The 17,704-nt window shown below is 60.3% G+C and carries 16 protein-coding genes and 1 pseudogene; 10 read left to right on the top strand and 7 right to left on the bottom strand.

Features of this window, described 5'->3' with window-relative positions; all coding sequences use genetic code 11:
• Positions 1–4: 4 nt before the first annotated feature.
• The 3 genes from C7I87_RS32515 to C7I87_RS32505 all read right to left on the bottom strand — a co-directional run bounded on the left by C7I87_RS32515 (position 5) and on the right by C7I87_RS32505 (position 2,273).
• Entirely contained in the window at positions 5–691 is a 687-nt protein-coding gene (locus C7I87_RS32515) for an ABC transporter permease (RefSeq protein ID WP_149908047.1), read from the bottom strand.
• Position 692: 1 nt separating this feature from the next.
• Positions 693–1,352, bottom strand: coding sequence for an ABC transporter permease (locus C7I87_RS32510; protein ID WP_246696497.1), 660 nt, complete (start codon positions 1,350–1,352; stop codon positions 693–695).
• Between the two features lie 135 nt (positions 1,353–1,487).
• Positions 1,488–2,273 (bottom strand): transporter substrate-binding domain-containing protein, encoded by a 786-nt coding sequence (locus tag C7I87_RS32505; protein ID WP_149908045.1) that lies wholly within the window; start codon positions 2,271–2,273, stop codon positions 1,488–1,490.
• Positions 2,274–2,659: 386 nt separating this feature from the next.
• Here C7I87_RS32505 and C7I87_RS32500 point away from each other — a divergent pair, with 386 nt between their 5' ends.
• Together C7I87_RS32500 and C7I87_RS32495 are read left to right on the top strand one after the other, a co-directional pair.
• On the top strand, positions 2,660–3,982 hold the full coding sequence (locus C7I87_RS32500; RefSeq protein ID WP_149908044.1) for an amidase: 1,323 nt from the start codon (positions 2,660–2,662) through the stop codon (positions 3,980–3,982).
• A gap of 151 nt (positions 3,983–4,133) precedes the next feature.
• Positions 4,134–5,105, top strand: a complete 972-nt coding sequence (locus C7I87_RS32495; protein ID WP_149908043.1) for a LysR substrate-binding domain-containing protein — start codon at positions 4,134–4,136, stop codon at positions 5,103–5,105.
• Positions 5,106–5,188: 83 nt separating this feature from the next.
• On the opposite strand, the gene C7I87_RS32490 is transcribed toward C7I87_RS32495, so the two are convergent.
• Both C7I87_RS32490 and C7I87_RS32485 read right to left on the bottom strand, forming a co-directional pair.
• A complete protein-coding gene (locus C7I87_RS32490) occupies positions 5,189–6,331 on the bottom strand; it encodes an aminotransferase class V-fold PLP-dependent enzyme (RefSeq protein ID WP_149908042.1) in 1,143 nt (380 codons plus the stop codon).
• A gap of 4 nt (positions 6,332–6,335) precedes the next feature.
• Positions 6,336–7,337, bottom strand: a complete 1,002-nt coding sequence (locus C7I87_RS32485) for an ornithine cyclodeaminase family protein (protein ID WP_188394085.1) — start codon at positions 7,335–7,337, stop codon at positions 6,336–6,338.
• A 186-nt stretch (positions 7,338–7,523) separates the two neighbouring features.
• On the opposite strand from C7I87_RS32485, the gene C7I87_RS32480 reads away from it, so the two are divergent.
• The 3 genes and pseudogenes from C7I87_RS32480 to C7I87_RS36910 all read left to right on the top strand — a co-directional run.
• Entirely contained in the window at positions 7,524–8,891 is a 1,368-nt protein-coding gene (locus tag C7I87_RS32480) for an NAD(P)/FAD-dependent oxidoreductase (RefSeq protein WP_246696496.1), read from the top strand.
• A 70-nt stretch (positions 8,892–8,961) separates the two neighbouring features.
• The gene (locus C7I87_RS32475) at positions 8,962–9,312 is read left to right on the top strand and encodes a RidA family protein (protein ID WP_149908040.1); all 351 of its coding nucleotides are present in this window, start codon (positions 8,962–8,964) and stop codon (positions 9,310–9,312) included.
• 205 nt (positions 9,313–9,517) lie between these two features.
• Positions 9,518–9,820, top strand: a pseudogene (locus C7I87_RS36910) (hypothetical protein); the annotation flags it as partial.
• A gap of 168 nt (positions 9,821–9,988) precedes the next feature.
• Here C7I87_RS36910 and C7I87_RS36650 read toward each other — a convergent pair.
• Positions 9,989–10,267 (bottom strand): hypothetical protein, encoded by a 279-nt coding sequence (locus C7I87_RS36650; protein ID WP_149908039.1) that lies wholly within the window; start codon positions 10,265–10,267, stop codon positions 9,989–9,991.
• A 203-nt stretch (positions 10,268–10,470) separates the two neighbouring features.
• Between C7I87_RS36650 and C7I87_RS35465 the strand changes: the two genes are divergently transcribed.
• Complete coding sequence (locus C7I87_RS35465; protein WP_188394084.1) at positions 10,471–10,653, top strand: hypothetical protein; 183 nt, start codon at positions 10,471–10,473, stop codon at positions 10,651–10,653.
• 242 nt (positions 10,654–10,895) lie between these two features.
• Here C7I87_RS35465 and C7I87_RS32455 read toward each other — a convergent pair whose 3' ends face one another.
• A complete protein-coding gene (locus tag C7I87_RS32455) occupies positions 10,896–13,037 on the bottom strand; it encodes a ParB/RepB/Spo0J family partition protein (RefSeq protein ID WP_149908038.1) in 2,142 nt (713 codons plus the stop codon).
• Between the two features lie 309 nt (positions 13,038–13,346).
• Here C7I87_RS32455 and C7I87_RS32450 point away from each other — a divergent pair, with 309 nt between their 5' ends.
• From C7I87_RS32450 to C7I87_RS32435, 4 genes are all read left to right on the top strand, one after another.
• Positions 13,347–14,060, top strand: a complete 714-nt coding sequence (locus C7I87_RS32450; RefSeq protein ID WP_149908037.1) for a LysE family translocator — start codon at positions 13,347–13,349, stop codon at positions 14,058–14,060.
• Entirely contained in the window at positions 14,047–15,762 is a 1,716-nt protein-coding gene (locus C7I87_RS32445; protein WP_149908036.1) for a DNA polymerase/3'-5' exonuclease PolX, read from the top strand. The genes C7I87_RS32450 and C7I87_RS32445 overlap by 14 nt, the downstream gene beginning before the upstream one ends.
• Before the next feature lie 374 nt (positions 15,763–16,136).
• A complete protein-coding gene (locus C7I87_RS32440; RefSeq protein WP_149908035.1) occupies positions 16,137–16,988 on the top strand; it encodes a PRC-barrel domain-containing protein in 852 nt (283 codons plus the stop codon).
• A 62-nt stretch (positions 16,989–17,050) separates the two neighbouring features.
• Positions 17,051–17,539, top strand: coding sequence for a hypothetical protein (locus C7I87_RS32435; RefSeq protein ID WP_188394083.1), 489 nt, complete (start codon positions 17,051–17,053; stop codon positions 17,537–17,539).
• Positions 17,540–17,704: the final 165 nt, after the last annotated feature.

Here is a 17,704-nt window from a genome sequence, read left to right as displayed (position 1 = left end):
TCAATCAATAGCGCCGAGCAAGCCGCCTCTCGAAGTATCCGAAGCCGGTCGTCACCAAAACGGCAAGCAGGAAATACCCAAGCGCTGCAGCGAACAGAGGCTCGTAAACCCTGAAAGTCTGGGCGCGAACGAGGTTCGCGGCGCCCATCAATTCGAAGACGGTGATCGTCGAGGCCAGCGCGGTACCCTTCAACAGCAGGATATTCTGGCCGCCGATCGCCGGCAGCGCCAGCCTGAAAGCCTGTGGGAGTAGCACGGAAATCATGATCCGTGTTTTCGACAGGCCAAGCGACTGGCCGGCCTCGCGCTGTCCCTCCGGGATCGACCGGATCGCGCCTCTCCATATTTCGCTGCAGTAAGCCGCCGTGTTCAAGGACAGGACGAAAAACGCGTAACAGGAGGCGCCTCGCAACAGGGGCCACATCATGCTGTATCGTATGGTAGGGATGCCGGCGAGGATCTGGCCTACGCCGTAGTAGCAGAGGTAAAGCTGGACGAGGAGCGGAGTGCCCCGAAATGCCAGGGCGAAGGCGTCCGCTGGATAGCGCACCCATCGCCTGCTGGACAAACGGGCCAGGGCGATCGGGATCGCAAGCAGATTGCCGACCACCGCGCAGCCGACAAACAGGACAATGGTTGTCTGAATGCCTGCCAGAAGTTGGTTCGCGAGATAGTCCTCGAACTCTGTCACGCTATTTTCGCCTCCCTGGATTGGCAGTGGCTGCTTCCAAGCCCTGAAAAAGCATCGCCGACATGCCTGACATCACGAGGAACACGAATGCGATCGCGCAATAGAACACGAAATAATCGTGCGTTGCGCCGGCGGCCATTTTGCCCGCCAGAACAAGCTCTGTAAAACCGATGAGGCTGACCAGCGAGCTTTCCTTCAGGACGACCAACCACAGATTGCCGAGGCCTGGAAGCGCCAGGGGGATCATCTGCGGCAAGGTCACCAGGAAGAATGTCTGGCGACGTGTCAGGCCGAGTGCATGGGCTGCCTCGATCTGTCCTTTTGGGATTGCGACGATCGCACCACGCAGGACCTCGGTGCTGTAGCCGCCCTGCACGACGCCGAGCGACAGCGTCGCGGCGACAAATCCGTTAAGCTGAAATTCCGAAGTCAGTCCCGTAAAGCCCACGACCCAGCGCAGCGCGTCGGTCGCGCTATAGTAGATGAGAAAAATGATGAGGATGTCAGGGACGGACCGGATGATCGTCGTATATGCACCAGCGGTTGCGCGACCCACGCGGCTCTTCGAGATCTTGGCCACGGCACCGATGAGGCCGAGCGCCAGGCCGACGAGATAGGCGCTTATCGCAATGCCAAGGCTCAGGCAGGCGCCGAAGAGCAATTCGTCGCCCCAGCCCTTGTCTCCGAAGCTGAGCAGGGTCAGCCAAGACACCGTCGGGTTCATAAGGCGAGCTCCAGTTCAATGTCGATGGTGCCGGCCGCGATTGAGGGCCGGCACCAGGCGTGAACCAGACGATCAATCGCCGTAGATATCGAAGTCGAAATACCGCTTGGTGATCGTGTCGTACTCGCCACTGGCCTTTACAGCCTTGAGCGCGGCATTGAGGCGGTCCCGGAGAGCAGTGTCTTCCTTGCGCACGCCGCCGCCGTCGCCATAGCCGAACATCTTCTCATGCGGCAGCGTTACCTTGATTTCATAGGCCTGGCCTTCGGGCTTCTTGAGGAAGTCCTGGATCTGGATCCCTGCTGCCGCCATGAGGTCCACCCGCCCTGCCTGCATGTCGGCGATCTCGTCGTCGAGTGTCGGATACACTTTCACCTCGGCGATGCCGTTGAACTTCTCCTGCATGTACGTCGCCTGCAGGCTCGCACTCTGTGCCGCCACGGTGACGCCCTTGAACGTGTCCGGCTTGGTCACATCGAATTGCCGCGTGTCTGCCTTGGCGCCGACAAGGACGTTGCGCGAGTAATAATACTTGTCGGTGAAGTCGATCACCTCCTTGCGCTTGTCAGTAATCGACATGGAACTCCAGATGACGTCGAACTTTTTCGCCAACAGCGCTGGAATGATCCCGTCCCAGGCGATGTCGACGATCTCGCACTTCGCCTTCATCTCGGTGCAGACCGCGTTCATCATGTCGATCTCCCAGCCCCGCCACTTGCCGCTGGCATCCTTGACCGAGAAGGGGGCGTACGGCTCGGCGGCAACCCCGAAGCGGATGACGTCATTGGCCGCCGAGGCGGGGCCGGCGGCGCCAAAGACCGCCGCGATCAATGAGACGACGACTGCAAGTTTTTTCATCGTTATTCCCCTTTTTTGTTCGTGTGCACTTTTAGTTGCGCATTGATGGCTTGACCGCTCGGTTGCTCACCTTTTTGAGCCGATAGTCCGTCCCAATCAGGAGACGCTTCCAGGGCAGGGTGCAGAAACGCTAACAGTTCAAGTCGAGCCGATCTAATGCTCTCTCCAATGGGGTTCATCACCAATAGTTATGAGAGCCCGAACCCCGCGAAACGCACTAGGCTTGCATCAAGAGCGCCTAAATGCATCGACATCCGTCGCAAACCGATCGATCGAAACTATGAGTTTTACACGCCAGTCCCATCCGCGAAGAAATAGGCTCTGGCCTGTCGGCTAAATCCTGGCTGTGTCATCCTTGACCGTCCACTGTCCCTTGGGGTTGCCTTATGAAAAGCAGTGCTTGCGGGTCCGTCCAGGAGACAAGCAACAAGATCGCTGCCGGCCTGTCGCCGGTCGAGGTCGTCGAAGGGTGCCTTGAACGCATCAACGAACTGAACGGGCAGATCAGGGCGATGATCTACGTTGACGAGGCTGGGGCACTCGATGCGGCACTGCGCGCCAGAGACGAAATCCGATCAGGTCACAGGCGCGGACCGCTGCATGGCGTGCCCATCGCCATCAAGGATGTCGTCGATGTCGAGAATTGGCCGACGACAGCCGGATCGCGTCTGTTTGGCAATCGCCTTGCCCAGAATACCGCCGCCTGCGTGGCCAACCTTCAGGCGGCAGGTGCGATCATCATCGGCAAGACCAACCTTCATGAACTTTGCGTCGGCGGGCATGACAACCCCTGGTTCGGCAAGGTCGTCAATCCGCTTGACGAAAGCCGGGGGACTGGCGGCACGAGCAGCGGATCGGCTGCCGCGGTCGCAGCCGGCTTTTGCGCGGCCGCGATTGGCACTGACACTGGTGGTTCAAACCGATCTCCGGCAGCTGCCACGGGATTGTTTGGCTATAAGGCAACGAACGGTCTGATAGCCACAACGGGCGTCATGAGCACCGCACCGTCGCTGGACTGCGTAGGCGTTCTCGCGCGCTCGGTGGGCGACGTTCGCCTGGTCACCGGGGCGCTGGCCGGAAAGCAGCTAAGTCCGCCAGAGAACAGGGAGTCGCGGGACAGCATCACGATCGGGGTCTGCCCTGATCTCATTGGCGCTCCGGTCGACAGCACCGTTGAGACCGCATTGGCCGCAATGCTTAGTCATCCGACGGTAGGCACCGTAGAAGTCGCCTTTAAAGAAGGGGAGGCATTCGTTGCCGCCGGCATGACGATTCTGCAATGCGAGTTTGCAAAAACGTACCGTGATCCTATCGAGCAGAATCCGGATCTGGTCGGCGATGCGGTTCGCGCCTTTCTGCAGGACAGCATTCGCATCAGCGCGGACGCCTACAATGATGCTGTCGAGATCCGGGACAATCTTCGAAGGCAATTTCTGGAGAAAATGGCAGGCCTGGATGCCTTGGCCATCCCGACGGCTCCCGGATCGGCGCCCCGGCTTTCCGACGAACTCACGCAGGTGAACGGAGAGATGATGCCATGGGGAATGGCCGGCGGTCGATTTCGTCGCTGGGCGAATATGCTCGGCGTGCCTGCTTTGGCAATCCCGCTGCAGGTTCCCAACGACCTCCCGGTGTCCGTACAGCTTGCCGCTCTCCCCGGCCAGGATGCCGCCTTGCTCGACGTCGCCGATATGCTGACGGGCCGCTGACACATCCTCCTCAGGTTGCCAAAGTTAATAACCCTGTGGAATAAACTTCATTCACCTACCTTATTGGAACCTCGGGTGCGGGGCGCTAACATTGTCGGCGTCGTAGCCAGTTTTGACGGCACGGTGAATCGAGGAGGCGAGGCAAGCGCCCATGAAGGTCGGTGAACGGGACGTAGTTGGGAAGGAGGCGGAGTTTACGCCTCGCGAGATAGAAGTTTTCGCTTCCGTGATGCTGCATGGCACGACGACCAAGGCGGCAGACGCTCTCGACATCACGCAGCCCGCCGTCAGTAAAATGCTCCAGCACCTCACCGAAAAGGCGGATTTCCAGCTATTCCGAAAAAGCCGGCAGCGATTGATCCCTACGCCTGAAGCCCACATGCTCTATGCCGAGGTGCAGCGCGTATTCGAGTCCGCTCGAGGCATCTCGCGGGCTGCAAGGGAGATCCGCGAACTGCGTAGCGGCCGACTGAACATCTGCGCGCTCCCCGCCTTCGGTTCAACGATCCTGCCGTCGATCATAACGAGCTTCTCAAAACAGCATCCATCCGTGTCCATTTCGCTCGATATCCGCAGCTCCGCGACCGTAGTGCAAAGAGCTAGCCGAAATCAGCTCGATATCGGCATCGGCGTCACGGCGTCGGAAGAAAACCCCTCGATCGTCAGGCGCGCGCTGACCGCGACGCCGCCAGTATGCGTCATGCCGGCGGGGCATCCGCTGTCTCAGCTTGAAGTGATCCAGGCGGACGACCTCGACGGTCTCGACTTCATATCGATGGGCTCTGCCGATCCGATGCGGCGGCAACTCGATGCGCTTTGCGACAAACGGGGGATCAGCCGCCTGCTTAAAGTGGAGGCCAGCCTGTCCGGCGCCTGCATCGCGCTTGCTGCCTCCGGCGCCGGCGTGACGGTCGTTGACCGGCTCTCCGCCTGGATGGCGCGCGGCCTACCGATCGAGATCAGGGACTTTCGGCCGCATCTCGATCTGAACCTGAGCGTCTATCGGCCCTGGGGTGTCATCGCATCGACAGCGGCGGACGCTTTTACAGAGCATCTCATTCAGACCACGCGAAGCTTCATGAACGGCGTCGACGCTGGAATAACCGCCTTGGGATCAATGTAGATTCGATCCACGCATAGCTGGAGGCGATGGTCCTGTGCAACGCCGCTGAGTTGGCCTGCGCCACTTTCGAACGCATGTCTTCGCTAGCGAAGAGGCAGGTTCTGAAACAGGCGACCAACATCCTCTTCGTCGTTGTAGACATGTGGCGACACGCGCATCTTCGTACCACGCAGCGTGACGTGAACATTTGCCTCTTTCAATTCCTGCGCGGCGTTCGGTGCCAGCCGGTCGCCAATATCGAGGATTGAGATATGAGGCGTGGGCTTTCGTGGGCGCACCACCTCCAGGCCTCTGTTTCTCGCCTCAGCCCAGACGAAGTCATTGAGATAGCGCAGGCGCTCAAACACGCGCTCGACTGACCATCGCTGAATGAGTTTCATGGCGGTGATTGCGATAGGCAGGACAGCGAAATCGGAACGCTCCCCCATGTCGAACCGGCGGGCTCCGGGAAGAAACTTCGCCACCGGCACCTTGTAAAAATCAGACCTGTCGCCGCCCATGCGGTTCCATGAATGATGCTCGAGAGTGCGTCCTTTCTCGTGCCAGCGTGGGTCGGCGTAGAGGAACGCGAGGCGATAGGGGCCAAGCAGAAACTTGTAGGTGGCAAAGACCAGAAAATCCGGTCGCACCTGACTGACATCGAAGGGCACGGCACCAACCCACTGGGTGCCGTCGACGACAAGGGCAGCTCCTGCTTTGCGTGCGGCGCCCGCAACTGCTTCGAGGTCAACCGCCATCCCCTCGAACCAGTGGACTAGAGTGCCAGCGACAACCGCAATGGGACGGCCCGAGTTCCGGATTGCCGATACGATCGCGCCGGTCCAGTCGCCGTCGGCAGGTTGCGGAACGATGTCTACGTGAGCGCCGTTGCGATTAGCAAGATCGTACCAGACGTATCGATGGGAAGTGTGTTCGTTCTCCATGAGAAGGATTGCCGAACCGGCAGGAACCGGGACATTGGCTGCCGCGACAGCCATGCCGTAGCTGGTGGCAGCGACAATGGCGATGTCGTCTGTATTGGCCCCCACCATCGAGGCGGCAAGCTGCCGCGCCTGCTCCACCTCGTCATAGTAGGATGCGATGGTCATTTTCCAGGGCTCGGCCTTCACCCTGACCCCAGCCTCTCCAGCCGCAATGGCGGCTATAGGGATCGGCGACATGTAGGCGGCGTCGAGATAAGCCGTCTCGCGATTAAGCGAGAAGAGATCGCGCTGGCAGCTCAGCATGGCATCACAACCTGAAATCGATTGACGTTCCGAGCCCCGAATCTCGGGCCAAGGCATAGACAAGATTGGCGAGTTCGATGTCCTGGGCGGGAACGCCAAGAGATCGATAAAGGGTGATGTCTGCCTCGCTTGTACGGCCAGGCTGTGTGCCGGCGAGGACCTCGCCGATTTCGCCGCGAATATGGTCGCGGCCGATCTTGCCGCTCTCGATCGCCTCGATCAACTCTCCCGCGGCGGAGAGCGCCATGGGCAGGTAGTCCACCCAGATCCGCGATCTGCGCACGCATTCAAAGTCGATCTCGCGGCATGCAGCCACGCTTGCCCCGACGGCATTGATGTGGACGCCTTGCGGCAACCATTCGCCAAACAGCACCGGCTCTTGGGAAGATGTCGTTGTGCAGATGATGTCAGCTTCGCGAACGGCTTCGGCAGCGTCGTGATGCGCCTGCGCCTCGAAGCCGGATGTCGAAATATCCTCGGCGAAGCGCTGTGCCTTTGCAAAATCACGACCCCAGACGTGGATCACGCGGACTGGACGCACATGAGCGATCGCTTCGACGTGCCGGCGCGCCTGCTCACCATAGCCGAACACGGTCAGTGTGGAGCTGTCGGGGCGCGAAAGCGTCCTAGTGGCGACAGCACTGGCCGCGGCTGTCCGCCATGCCGTGAGTTCTCCTCCGTCGATCAGGGCAACAGGGCGCCCGTGATCCTTGTTGAACAGGAACACACCGCCGCGGTGCGAAGCGAACCCGTGTGCAAAATTGTCAGGAAATACCGACAGCACCTTCGCCCCGAACAGCGGCCGGTCGTCCAAGGCCGCGTACATCAAAGACAGGCAGCTTCCCGCCGCCCCCGGAAGCTCGAGCGTGCGCCTGATCTGCTGGCGGGCTACGCCGCTGGAAGTCTTGATCAGCGCCGCTTCGGTCGCCTCAAGCGCCTGGGGCAGCGCCAAGGCCTGCCGGATCACGTTCTTGTCGATCAGGAGGAACTTCGTCTCGGCATTCACCTTGCAGTCTCTTCCATTCGACGACCCCGTGTGCACCAGACGTTGAAAAGCCTAGCATTGCCTCAGCACGCCGATGACCACGGATTTCATAACTTCGGACGAGAAGTTGCCCACGTCCGATCATGCACCGCATCGAAGCGAGTGCGGTTCATAACTTTTGGCCATCAACGGCAGCGGCGAGTTCAATTGACCGCGATTGCCCCCTCGTTGCAATGTTTTCACGCAACATCGGATGCCGCGCTTGTTCAAAGCCGTAATGTATCCGCCAACGCAAAAGTATTATCGCCGCATCTGGCAGTGTCAGAACGCATATCCATCCCGGTTGTCGCTCTGCAAACGGCGGCATGGAGGATTTTAGCTCGCCAATATCAACACAGCGATTGGCGTGAGCAATACGAATTCATTGGAGGTTTTTATATGCGCGTCGTCGTCATCGGTTCCGGCATCGTCGGCAGCTCTGCCGCTTATGAATGCGCCAAGGCAGGCGCGAATGTCGTCGTGCTGGAGGCCGGAAGGATTGCGGGTGGCACTTCGGCGGTAAGCTTTGCCTGGACAAATGCGACGACCAAACGGCCGCGGCCGTATTTCGATCTGAACGTCGCGGGTATGCGCGCCCACCTAGAGCTCAAGCGCGACTTCGGCGCCGCTCCCTGGTTCACCCAGACCGGCAGTTTCGATTGGCGGACGGCTCCGGAGGCCATGGACGACTATTTCGAAAACTACCGACAGATGAAGGAATGGGGCTACGGCGTGGAGTGGATCGACAAGAAGCTCGTCGCCGAGATGGAGCCCGATATTGACGTATCTGCCGTGGGTGACGGACCTATCTCGTATTACCCGGAAGAAGGCTGGGTTGATCCGGTCCTTTATTCGGCCTGGCTTTTGCGAGCGGCGAAGGAGCGCTGGGGTACACAGGTAAACGTCAGTTCACGCGTGACGGAGATCGAAACCGAGGGTGGCCGCGCCAAGGCAGTTCGCACGGCAAACGGCGAGCGATATGCTGCCGATGCGGTAGTGAACTGCACGGGCGGTTGGTCCAGCCAGAAGCTCGGTGATGCCCAAGGCATCCCGCTTTCCTCGACGATCGGCGTGCTCGCCTTTACTCCTCCAGTGGCGTTGACGCTACGAAGCCAGCTGCATGCGGACGATCTGGATATTCGTCCCGACGGCGCGGGTCGTATCATGATCCACAAGGTCTCGGTGGACCTGACGCTCAAGAAGCCGGAAACGCTTAGCCTTACCGGCGATGAAGCGGCAACATTATTGGAAGCGGCGAGCAAGGTCCTGCCTTCGCTCCATTCCGCAGGCGTGGAAGCCATCCGCACAACTGTCCGACCGTTCCCGGGGGATGGTTACACCTGCGCCGGCCCAATGCCTGACATCCCTGGCCACTATATGGCGGTGACGCACAGTGGCGTGACGATCGGCCCGCAGCTGGGCAGGGTGGTGGCGGACGAGGTCGTGCGCGGGAAGATCCACGAGGAGATGGAGACGTTCCGCCCGCAGCGGTTCTTCCAGGCGAACGCACAACGCTCCGGCGTTGCGCACGCCTGACCTCACTATACGCAAGTCAGCGCGATCGTGCGGTCTGCGTTTCCATCCATGACATTTAGGATCCTGCTCCATGGCAAAGATTGAACGATTCGAGAAAAACGAGCGGCTTAGCCGGATCGTCGTTCACAACGGAACGGTTTATCTCTCGGGCCTAACGGCCGACGATAAGAACACCGACACGGCCGACCAGACGCAGCAGATCCTGGAAAAAGCGGATGCTCTTCTGCGCAGCGTCGGTGCGGACAGATCGAAGCTGCTGCTCGCGCAGATCTGGTTGCGGGACGTCGAGGACTTTGACGCGATGAACAAGGCTTGGGTGAAATGGCTCGACGGCGCGGAGCCACCGGCGCGTGCCACGGTGGGAGCGACGTTCGCGCTGCCTGAAATCCGCGTCGAAATTCAATTTACTGCAGCGATCTGACACTCCGCGCGCTAGGTCCAGGTGGTGAGACCCACCGATTGATCTCGTTACCCTCTCGACGGACATCAACTTCGCGAGGCCGGCTGGACTTCTGAAAAATATCAAGGCCTGGAAGAAGCAGCGGGATCACTCCTCTAGCCGCGAGGCACTTCCAGATCGGTCTGCACGACGGCCTTTGCACTTAGCTGCATCGTTACAATCCCCTGACCGACGAACTTCAGCCGCGGAGAAAACTGCGGGATATGTCTTGTTCGATGTCCGCGTAGACGGTGACACCTACATTCAGCGAATGGCCGCAATAGGGTATGGTGAAGCGGATGTGGCGATAGTCGTGCTCGAGAAGAGCGGCCACCTAAGATGCGCCTCGGTGAACGGCGACGCATCAACTTTTGTGGCGACCTTAGCTACTTGGGAATCGTCTCCGTTGAGCGAGCATGTGCGAGCGAAGTATCACGGGACTGCACTGATCCTGCTAGCAAAGCTTCGCAATTCCGGTCACCTGAAGTAATCAAAACCTACGCCGTCAATCTTCATCAGGCCGGCGGCAAAGGTGAGCGCTCTTCACAGGTGCGCTGTTACGAGGGGTCCCTATCGTTCCCCCTTCTCCTCTTGGCGCGTGCGCGTATTGTCGGCAAGCCGCTGTCGATCTCGTCGTCCGACAGGTCCTCGAGCTGCTTCAGGATCGTCCCGGGGCGACCGCGATCGACCAGCACTGTGCGCTTGCCGTGATGCTCCACGGGCTCTGGAAATTGCCGATCCGTGAGGTCGCAAAAGCCGTGATATGCAGCGTAATTTCACCGGAGACGGCTATGCCCGCCTTGTTTGAGCGCAGATCATAGCTGCCCGGTGGAAGCGCAAGTTCGGCGGCAAGTTTCTTCAGCTTTGAACGACCTGTCGTGTGAAAACGTCTCTTCTGCTGCTCGTCATAGGAGCAACTTCTGTTCCAGTCGAACATGTCGATCTCATGAAACGAAACAGGCCCGGCGATCGCTCGCGACCCCTGGCCCGTCCTCGGTTGGTGTATGCGGTAAAACGATCAGGTGGCCGCGCGCCCCTCGATGACGTCGGCGCCGACCTCGTCGGCGGAGACCTCCTTGAGATAGGCGCGGCCGTAGGAGCGGCAAGCCAGTGCTCGGCCGCCTCGGAGCTTTCGGACAGATGCAGAAGCTCCGGGCTGTCGCCGAGGGCCTGCAGCACGCGGACCACCCGATTTTGGGGCGCTCGACGATTTCGAACCGCAAGTCGCTCCCGGCGGACCAGGTGCGTCTGACCGAGACGACGATGATGCCGCCCTGCCCGAAATCACCCTCATGCAGGGCGAAGTACGCGGGCGAGGAGTAGGTCGTGCGCGTTCGCGGCGGTTCCTTCTTGACCAGACGGCCGACGCCGTTGCGGCTCTCCCAGGCGGCGAGCTTTTTGGTGAAGCGCGACGGGGGTTTCGCCGCGCCGTCCGAGTAGCGAATGACGCTCCCCAAAGGGGCGGATTCGATAGAGGATATGTGCGGACATGCGAATCTCTCCATCTTGGAAAACAGAATGAGCCCGGCTGATGTGCCGGGCCCGGAGCGGAACGGGAGGGCCGATTATTGGGCGGCCTGGAGGTGGTCCGTCTCGTCGCCGTCGGTCACCGGCTCGCCGGAGGACGGATCCGCAGCGTCGGCGAGAAAGGCCGGCAGTTCAGCGGCATCGCCATCGAGCGCCGCCTCGTCCGGCATCTCGCCGGCGACGGCGTCGCCAGCATCGCTAGCCACTTCGTCGACGTCGAGGCGAAGCGGCTCCGGCAGCCAGTTCGATCCTTCGAGAAGTCGGGCGGCTTCACGGGCCATGATGTCCTTCTTCATGTTATCGATCAGCTGCGCGGAGTCCGCGCCACGGGCTTCCCGGACAGCCTGCAGGATCCGAGCCTTGGTGAGGCGCCCGAGGAACTCGACCGTGGGGGTCCAGCCGGCGTCTACCATATCGAACTGGAGCGAGCGGCCGAGCACGTCGGCATGCGCGAGCGCCTTCGCCCTTCTGTTCCAGGGTTCGACCACCGCGTTGAGAGTCAACGAGACGCAATGCGCGAACAGCGCCTTGCGGCTTGCCTCGTCGAGGCCGAGAAGGAAGTCCCACAGGCCATCCGCCTCATCGGGCAAATCGCGGTCCCAAGTTTCGTGGCGCTCGGCGATCTCCTTGGCCCAGGACGTCTCGGCAAGACCGTCGACCTGGGAGAAGCTGCCGCTCTTCAGGCTGATTTCGAGGCAGGTGTCCGGCGCGAAGCGATAGAATACCTGCAGCACAACGGCGTGGAGTGCCGCGAGGAAGGCTATGTCGACGTCACCGGCGAGCGCGTTGCGCAGTGCAAGCGTGCGCTGTGCGGTCAGGTCGAAGACGAGCCGATCTGGCAGCGGCTTGATGCCATCCTCCTCGCCGTCATCGCCGGAACTGTCATTCACCGGCTTGCCGTTGACGACAACAGTATCGCCATCGTCGTCACCATTGGATCGGGCTTGGCCCTCGGCATCCTCGCCCTCACCGACGTCGTCCGTCTCGGAGCGAGGCTCGTCTTCGGACCGCACGAAACCGGCCTCGACCTGGAGCTCGCCGTTGGCAGCGAGCGTCACGAACGCACCGGCAATCGCCTTCTGAGCGGGGTCGTAGCTTTGAGGACGATCGTCGATCGCATCGAGCTCGGCCCCCAGCTGGTCGAGCTTCGCCTCGATTGCCTCGTCGGCGTCCTCGGCCGCGGCATAGTCCGCATCGAGCTTGTCATATTCGGCCTTCAGCGCGTCGTAGCGTTCGATCTCCTCGGCACTGAGCTCCTGGGCCTCGGCATAAATGCGCCGCATGCCGGAGGTGTGGCCATAGGGAAAGCTGATCGCCGCCTCGACCCATTTCCAGCCTTCGGCGCGGATCGCCTCGGCATCAACCTTCAGCCTGTCGAAGACCAGCTGCTCGAGAAGTGCTGCATCCTGGAACCAGCCGCCGGAATCCTGCTCGAACAGGTCGCGAAGGATGACGCCGCCAGCCGCCTCATAAGCTTCCGCGCCGACATAGACGGCCCGGCGATCATCAGCCCGGACCGTGGTCTCGGTCAGCAGGCGCCTGATGTAGTAGGCTTCCTGCGAGTGCGAGCCGGAGATCCGCTCCCAGACCTGCTCCTGGCGCGCGTGATCGTCCGAGATCGAGAACGCCATGATCTGTTCGAGCCGGATTTCATCCTTCTCGTAGAGCTCGAGCAGTTTTGGGGAGACCGATGCCAGCCGCAGGCGCTGCCTCACCGTCGCCGGCGATACGAAGAAGCGGGCGCCGATCTCGTCTGGATCGAGGCCCTGATCGCTGAGCGTATTGAAGGCCCGGAACTGGTCAAGCGGGTGCAGGTCGGCGCGGCGCAGGTTTTCGGCAAGCGAGTCTTCTTCGGCCGAGGTCTCCTGTCTGCGGTTGACGACACAGGGAATCGGCTCGTTCTTCGCCAGTCGCTTCTGCTTGATGAGGATGCCAAGGGCGAGATAACGCCGACCGCCGGCGGGCACTTCGAACGTGCCGGTCTCCTCGCCCTCCCCGTCGAGTACGGGGCGGACGTTCAGGCTCTGGATCAGCTTTCGCCGGCCGATGTCTTCGGCAAGCTGCTCAATCGACAAGCCGTCCTTGATGCGCCGGACATTCTTCTGCGACAGCACCAGCTTGTCATAGGGAATGTTCTCCGCGGCGTTCATCGCGATCTTCTGAATGGCGTTCTTTGCCATGGTCAGGTTCTCCGTGACGGGCGGCCCGGGGCCTCTCCCCGAACCTCCAAGCCCGTCAGCAACCCTCCCCTCCCCCCTCTGCCTCCAGGCCTCGCGCCAGCGCCATCCACCTGCCGCAACGATTGATGGGTCGGGATAAGGAGCGCTGCTCTACTTCGGCTCGCGGATTTCAAGGCGACCGAGCCGCCGAGGATGCTTGGACCCCGGCAGGGAGCGTACATGCCTAGCGTGAGATTACTCCAGGCATTGTAAGAGGAAAAGCTCATCGATCCCGCCCTCTGGATAGCATTTTTTGGAACGGTCATCGTAATGCAGATGCCACCGGGGCCAGATAGTATCTTGGTGCTTGCGCGAGTCATTGGACAGGGGCGCGCGACCGCGCTGTTCACGGTTCTTGGCATGACAGTTGGCGCGGGGATGGTGCAACTGCCGCTAATCGCGTTGGGGGTTTCCTCGCTCGTGAGCGCATCCCACCTCGCATTCAAAATCCTGCAATGGGCGGGAGCCGCCTATCTCGTTTGGCTCGGACTACGGCTGGCGTTCGCCTCATCCGCTACGACGGCCTGGCAGGTGGAAGATGTGACACCGCTCGCCGCCGCGCGGGAGGGCATGATTGCCAATCTGGTAAACCCCTGGCCGATCGGCGTTATGGTCGCGTTCCTGCCTCAGTTTGTCGATCCGCATGGGGACTTAGTAACGTTGCAGCTTTTGCTCCTAGGGGCGACCCAGAAGATGACGGGCGTTTTGGTCTTAGGAACTTACGCCTTGGCGTCCGGCACACTTGGCGCGTGGATAATGAAGCGGCCTCGCGTACGGCTCTGGCAGCAGCGGATCGCAAGCCTATCCATCATTGGCCTTGGATTTCGAATGGCTTTTGGCGGCGGAGCTAGCCGTAAACCACGCACGACTACCTCTTTCGGCGAGGTCGATGATGCGGCGGTCTCCCGCGTTGGACGCCATGAGATGGTCGCGCGGCGCTCCGGTCGCGGCGCCGATCACTTGGGCGGAGATGGAGACGCTTGATGCGCCATCGCATTTCCACGTCGGCGATGCTCCTAAGTTGAAGAGACGCGCAACCAGCAAATTTCTGGTGCGATGGGGTCGAGCCGACCCATATCTGCGCGCCGCCGACAGTCTGGCTGCGTTGTCGCAGCCGCTCGACCGGATCATCGCCGCCGGCGCCCTCACCAGAATCCCGGGGATCGGCGACGCGATCGCAGACATTGTGCGCAAGCTCTATGAAACGGGCACGCACCCACGCCTTGAGGAACTGCGCGAGGAGGTCCCGGCGGGTGTGATGGAGCTTTTTGCCATACCAGGGCTTCGGCCCGACAAGATACTGAAGCTTTATCAGGCGCTCGGCGTGAACTCGTTGGCTGAGCTCGAAGCCTCGGCAAAGGCAGATCGCATCCGGCCAGTCAAAGGCCTCGGTGCTTCGCTTCAGACAAAAATCCTGCAAAACCTGGCTATCGCTCGAAGCGGCGAAACACAGCTACACCTGCACAAGGCCGCGGCTCTCCTTGAGCATGCGGTCATTTCCGTGAAGCAAGAGCATCCAGAGTTTTCGCGCGTGGAAATTGCCGGTGATTTCCGGCGCGGTTGCGAACTTGTTGCCGACCTCGCGCTGGTAGCGCTGGGGAAGAAGCCGACCGAAATCGAGCAGTCCACCCTCCAGCTTGTCGTCACGGATAAGAAGCACTTTGGCGCCAGCCTACTCGAAGCAACCGGATCGGCGGCCCATCTTGAGCAGTTGACGATGTATGCGACCGAGAGAGGGTTCGCCCTCAAACCCGACGGGCTCTACCACGGGAGAAAGCTGATCGCGGCAGCGACAGAGAAGGAAATCTACGAAGCGTTGGACCTACAGTTCATCGAACCCGAACTGCGCGAAGGCAGGGACGAGATTGAGCGGGCAGCGAGCCAGCAGTTACCTCCTCTCGTCCGGGACGATGATCTGCGTGGCATCCTGCATTCTCACACGACTGCATCCGATGGCACCGACACGCTCGAGGCAATGGCTGAAGCGACCCGCAAGCGTGGGTTCGAGTACTATGGTGTCACCGACCATTCGCAGTCGGCCCACTACGCGGGCGGGCTCACGTTGCGAGAGATTGCTGAACAGCACCGCGAAGCCGATCGGCTAAACAAGAAGTATGGTGGAGAATTCCATATCCTGAAGGGCATCGAGGCAGACATCCTGGTCGATGGCTCGCTTGATTATCCGGACCACGTCTTGAAGCAGTTCGATTTCGTTGTCGCGAGCGTGCACAGCCGCTTCAACTTGCCCAAGAAAGAGCAGACGGACCGTATCATTGAGGCAATCGCCAATCCCCTCACGACAATCATCGGGCACATGACCGGCCGCCAGTTGTTGCGTCGTCCCGGCTATGAGGTCGACGTCGACAAGGTCATCAGAGCGTGCGCGAAATATGGCGTCGCTGTCGAAATCAATGCGCATCCGTGGCGGCTCGATCTCGACTGGCGGTGGCATCAGAAGGCACTCGACTACGGCTGCATCTTCAGCATTAATCCGGACGCTCATTCAATCCGCGAACTCGACCACATGCATTGGGGGGTCGAGATGGCCCGCAAGGGAGGTGTTCCAAGGACACGGGTTCTCAATGCGATGGGATTGGCGGCTCTGCTTGCGAAACTTTCTGAGCGCAAGTCCGATTCCAGAAACGGCGGAAAGCGCCGCTCGCCTGCCCGGGAAGCTGTCGCATGAGGGTCGAGATCCTGGGGCCCGTAAACAGGTAACGGTGCTCGGGCGAGTCGCTGCCCGGCGTGGTTTCCCTACCGGCGCCGCAACGCGAACAAGGGACCTTACGATGCACCCATCTTTGTAGCGGTCGACATGCCCTTACCGAGAGCTTGCGCGTTTAGACCGGCTATGCCGGCGGCCGGGCCGGGGATGGCCAGTGCCGGAGTAGCCGCACGGCCCGTGTCGCCAATCTAGCACCAGGCTCCGCATGAGCTTCAGTCTTGCGCCAGTAGCGACCATAGACCCACTCTCGGAACGAAAGGCAGCTCGTTCCGTTGGTCGACATGACGTTGGCAGATCGCGACGCTCAGTCAACCAGGCAACAGGAGGAATTTACGATGATCCGGAAGATGCTAGCTGCGGCGGCGACGGCCGCTCTCATGTCGACGGCGCTCTGCACTGCAGGTGCACTCGCCGCAAATTCCAGCAAGCCCGCTGCGCAGACGGAAGTTGTCGCCCCGGTCAGTGATGGCAAGCTCGTCTCCAAGATCATGGGAGCCGCAGTCTATGACAGCAACGCCGATGACGCGACGAAGATCGGCAATGTTAACGATATCGTCCTGGACAAGGACGGGAACGCCAAACTCGTTGTCATTGGCGTCGGCGGTTTCCTCGGCGTGGGCGAAAAAAATGTCGCCTATGATTTCAACAAGCTTGAATGGGTGAACAAGAAGGGCGATCGCTGGTTAGTCGCCAAGACGACCAAGGATGAACTTAAAGCCCAGCCTAGTTTCGATACGAAGGCTTACGATACCGCGGCAGCACCCACCCAGCCGACTAACAACACGGCGACCACCCAAGCGGCTGCTGGCAAAACCGATACGACTTCGACGGCCTCGATCGATAAGACGACCTTGACCGAAATGCCGTCAGACAAAATCAGTGCAGCAAATCTGATCGGAACCAAGGTCTATGGGGCAGACGATGCGAAGGTCGGCGAGATCGGCGACGTTATCCTGACGGGTGACAAGAAGGTCGATTCGATAGTTGTTGATGTAGGCGGCTTCCTGGGCATTGGCCAAAAGAAGGTCGCCGTCGGTATGGAGAACCTCAAGTTCATGACCGACAAGAACGGCAACCGTTACCTCTATACTAACTTCACCAAGGACCAGTTGGAGGCGCAGACTGCCTACGACAAGGCAACTTACGCCCAAAACCGGGACAAGCAGCGCATCATCGTCAACAAGTAAAGATCGTCGCCAAGCGCTCGCCCGTGTGGCGGGCGCTTCGACTGGCAAACGCAGGAGCGGACTTGAAATTAGCCGACGAGGTCCGTCATAGCTCTGAAGATATCAGCGACCTCGTCCTGTCTGATGTCGTTTCTGCGCTTCATCGACGAGTTAAGGTAAGTCACGACTTCGATATACCCTACATCGCTGGATACAGCAGGGATGCCACGACGATTTACATCGACCGACATCTGCCGCGCACCATCAGATGGAGAGGCAAGGACGTGCGCCTCGAACCGTTTCTGGTGTGCCACGAAATTGTTGAAAAAGCTCTCTTGGACGAGTTGCGCCTCCATTATCTGCACGCCCATCAAATCGCTTCGCGCATCGAAAGGGACGCCGTCAGAGGGGCTGGCCTGACCTGGCGGCATTACCAAAGCGTCATTAAGAGCCATGAGAAAGCGATCGATGACGAACAGCTTCGCTGCGTGCCGATGGATTTAGATCTCACGCCTTACAAGGATCTGAAGGATTACCCATTGCTTCAACGTTTGGTCCAAGCATCGAAGTAACTTGTCGCATGGGACGTTAACGCACCGAGACGCGGGAATCGGGCAGGCACACTGTCAAATTTTCTCTGCAGTGGAACTTCCCGACGGACTGCAGGTTCGCCTGCATAGGGACGACTGAGGCTGCTTCGGCCTGGTGCAGGCGGAGCGCCTCGCCAACAGGAGATG

The organism is Mesorhizobium sp. SARCC-RB16n, assembly GCF_008520305.1.
GTDB lineage: Bacteria > Pseudomonadota > Alphaproteobacteria > Rhizobiales > Rhizobiaceae > Mesorhizobium.
The sequence above is the reverse complement of the archived record's forward strand: the minus strand, read 5'-3'. Positions and strand labels throughout refer to the sequence as shown.

What these genes read in the sequence shown, in the direction of transcription:
- C7I87_RS32505 (WP_149908045.1), bottom strand. Translation starts at nt 2,273, where the DNA reads ATGAAAAAACTTGCAGTCGTCGTCTCATTGATCGCGGCGGTCTTTGGC.
- C7I87_RS32500 (WP_149908044.1), top strand. Translation starts at nt 2,660, where the DNA reads ATGAAAAGCAGTGCTTGCGGGTCCGTCCAGGAGACAAGCAACAAGATC.
- C7I87_RS32495 (WP_149908043.1), top strand. Translation starts at nt 4,134, where the DNA reads ATGAAGGTCGGTGAACGGGACGTAGTTGGGAAGGAGGCGGAGTTTACG.
- C7I87_RS32490 (WP_149908042.1), bottom strand. Translation starts at nt 6,331, where the DNA reads ATGCTGAGCTGCCAGCGCGATCTCTTCTCGCTTAATCGCGAGACGGCT.
- C7I87_RS32475 (WP_149908040.1), top strand. Translation starts at nt 8,962, where the DNA reads ATGGCAAAGATTGAACGATTCGAGAAAAACGAGCGGCTTAGCCGGATC.
- C7I87_RS36650 (WP_149908039.1), bottom strand. Translation starts at nt 10,267, where the DNA reads ATGTTCGACTGGAACAGAAGTTGCTCCTATGACGAGCAGCAGAAGAGA.
- C7I87_RS35465 (WP_188394084.1), top strand. Translation starts at nt 10,471, where the DNA reads ATGCAGAAGCTCCGGGCTGTCGCCGAGGGCCTGCAGCACGCGGACCAC.
- C7I87_RS32455 (WP_149908038.1), bottom strand. Translation starts at nt 13,037, where the DNA reads ATGGCAAAGAACGCCATTCAGAAGATCGCGATGAACGCCGCGGAGAAC.
- C7I87_RS32450 (WP_149908037.1), top strand. Translation starts at nt 13,347, where the DNA reads ATGCAGATGCCACCGGGGCCAGATAGTATCTTGGTGCTTGCGCGAGTC.
- C7I87_RS32445 (WP_149908036.1), top strand. Translation starts at nt 14,047, where the DNA reads ATGGAGACGCTTGATGCGCCATCGCATTTCCACGTCGGCGATGCTCCT.
- C7I87_RS32440 (WP_149908035.1), top strand. Translation starts at nt 16,137, where the DNA reads ATGATCCGGAAGATGCTAGCTGCGGCGGCGACGGCCGCTCTCATGTCG.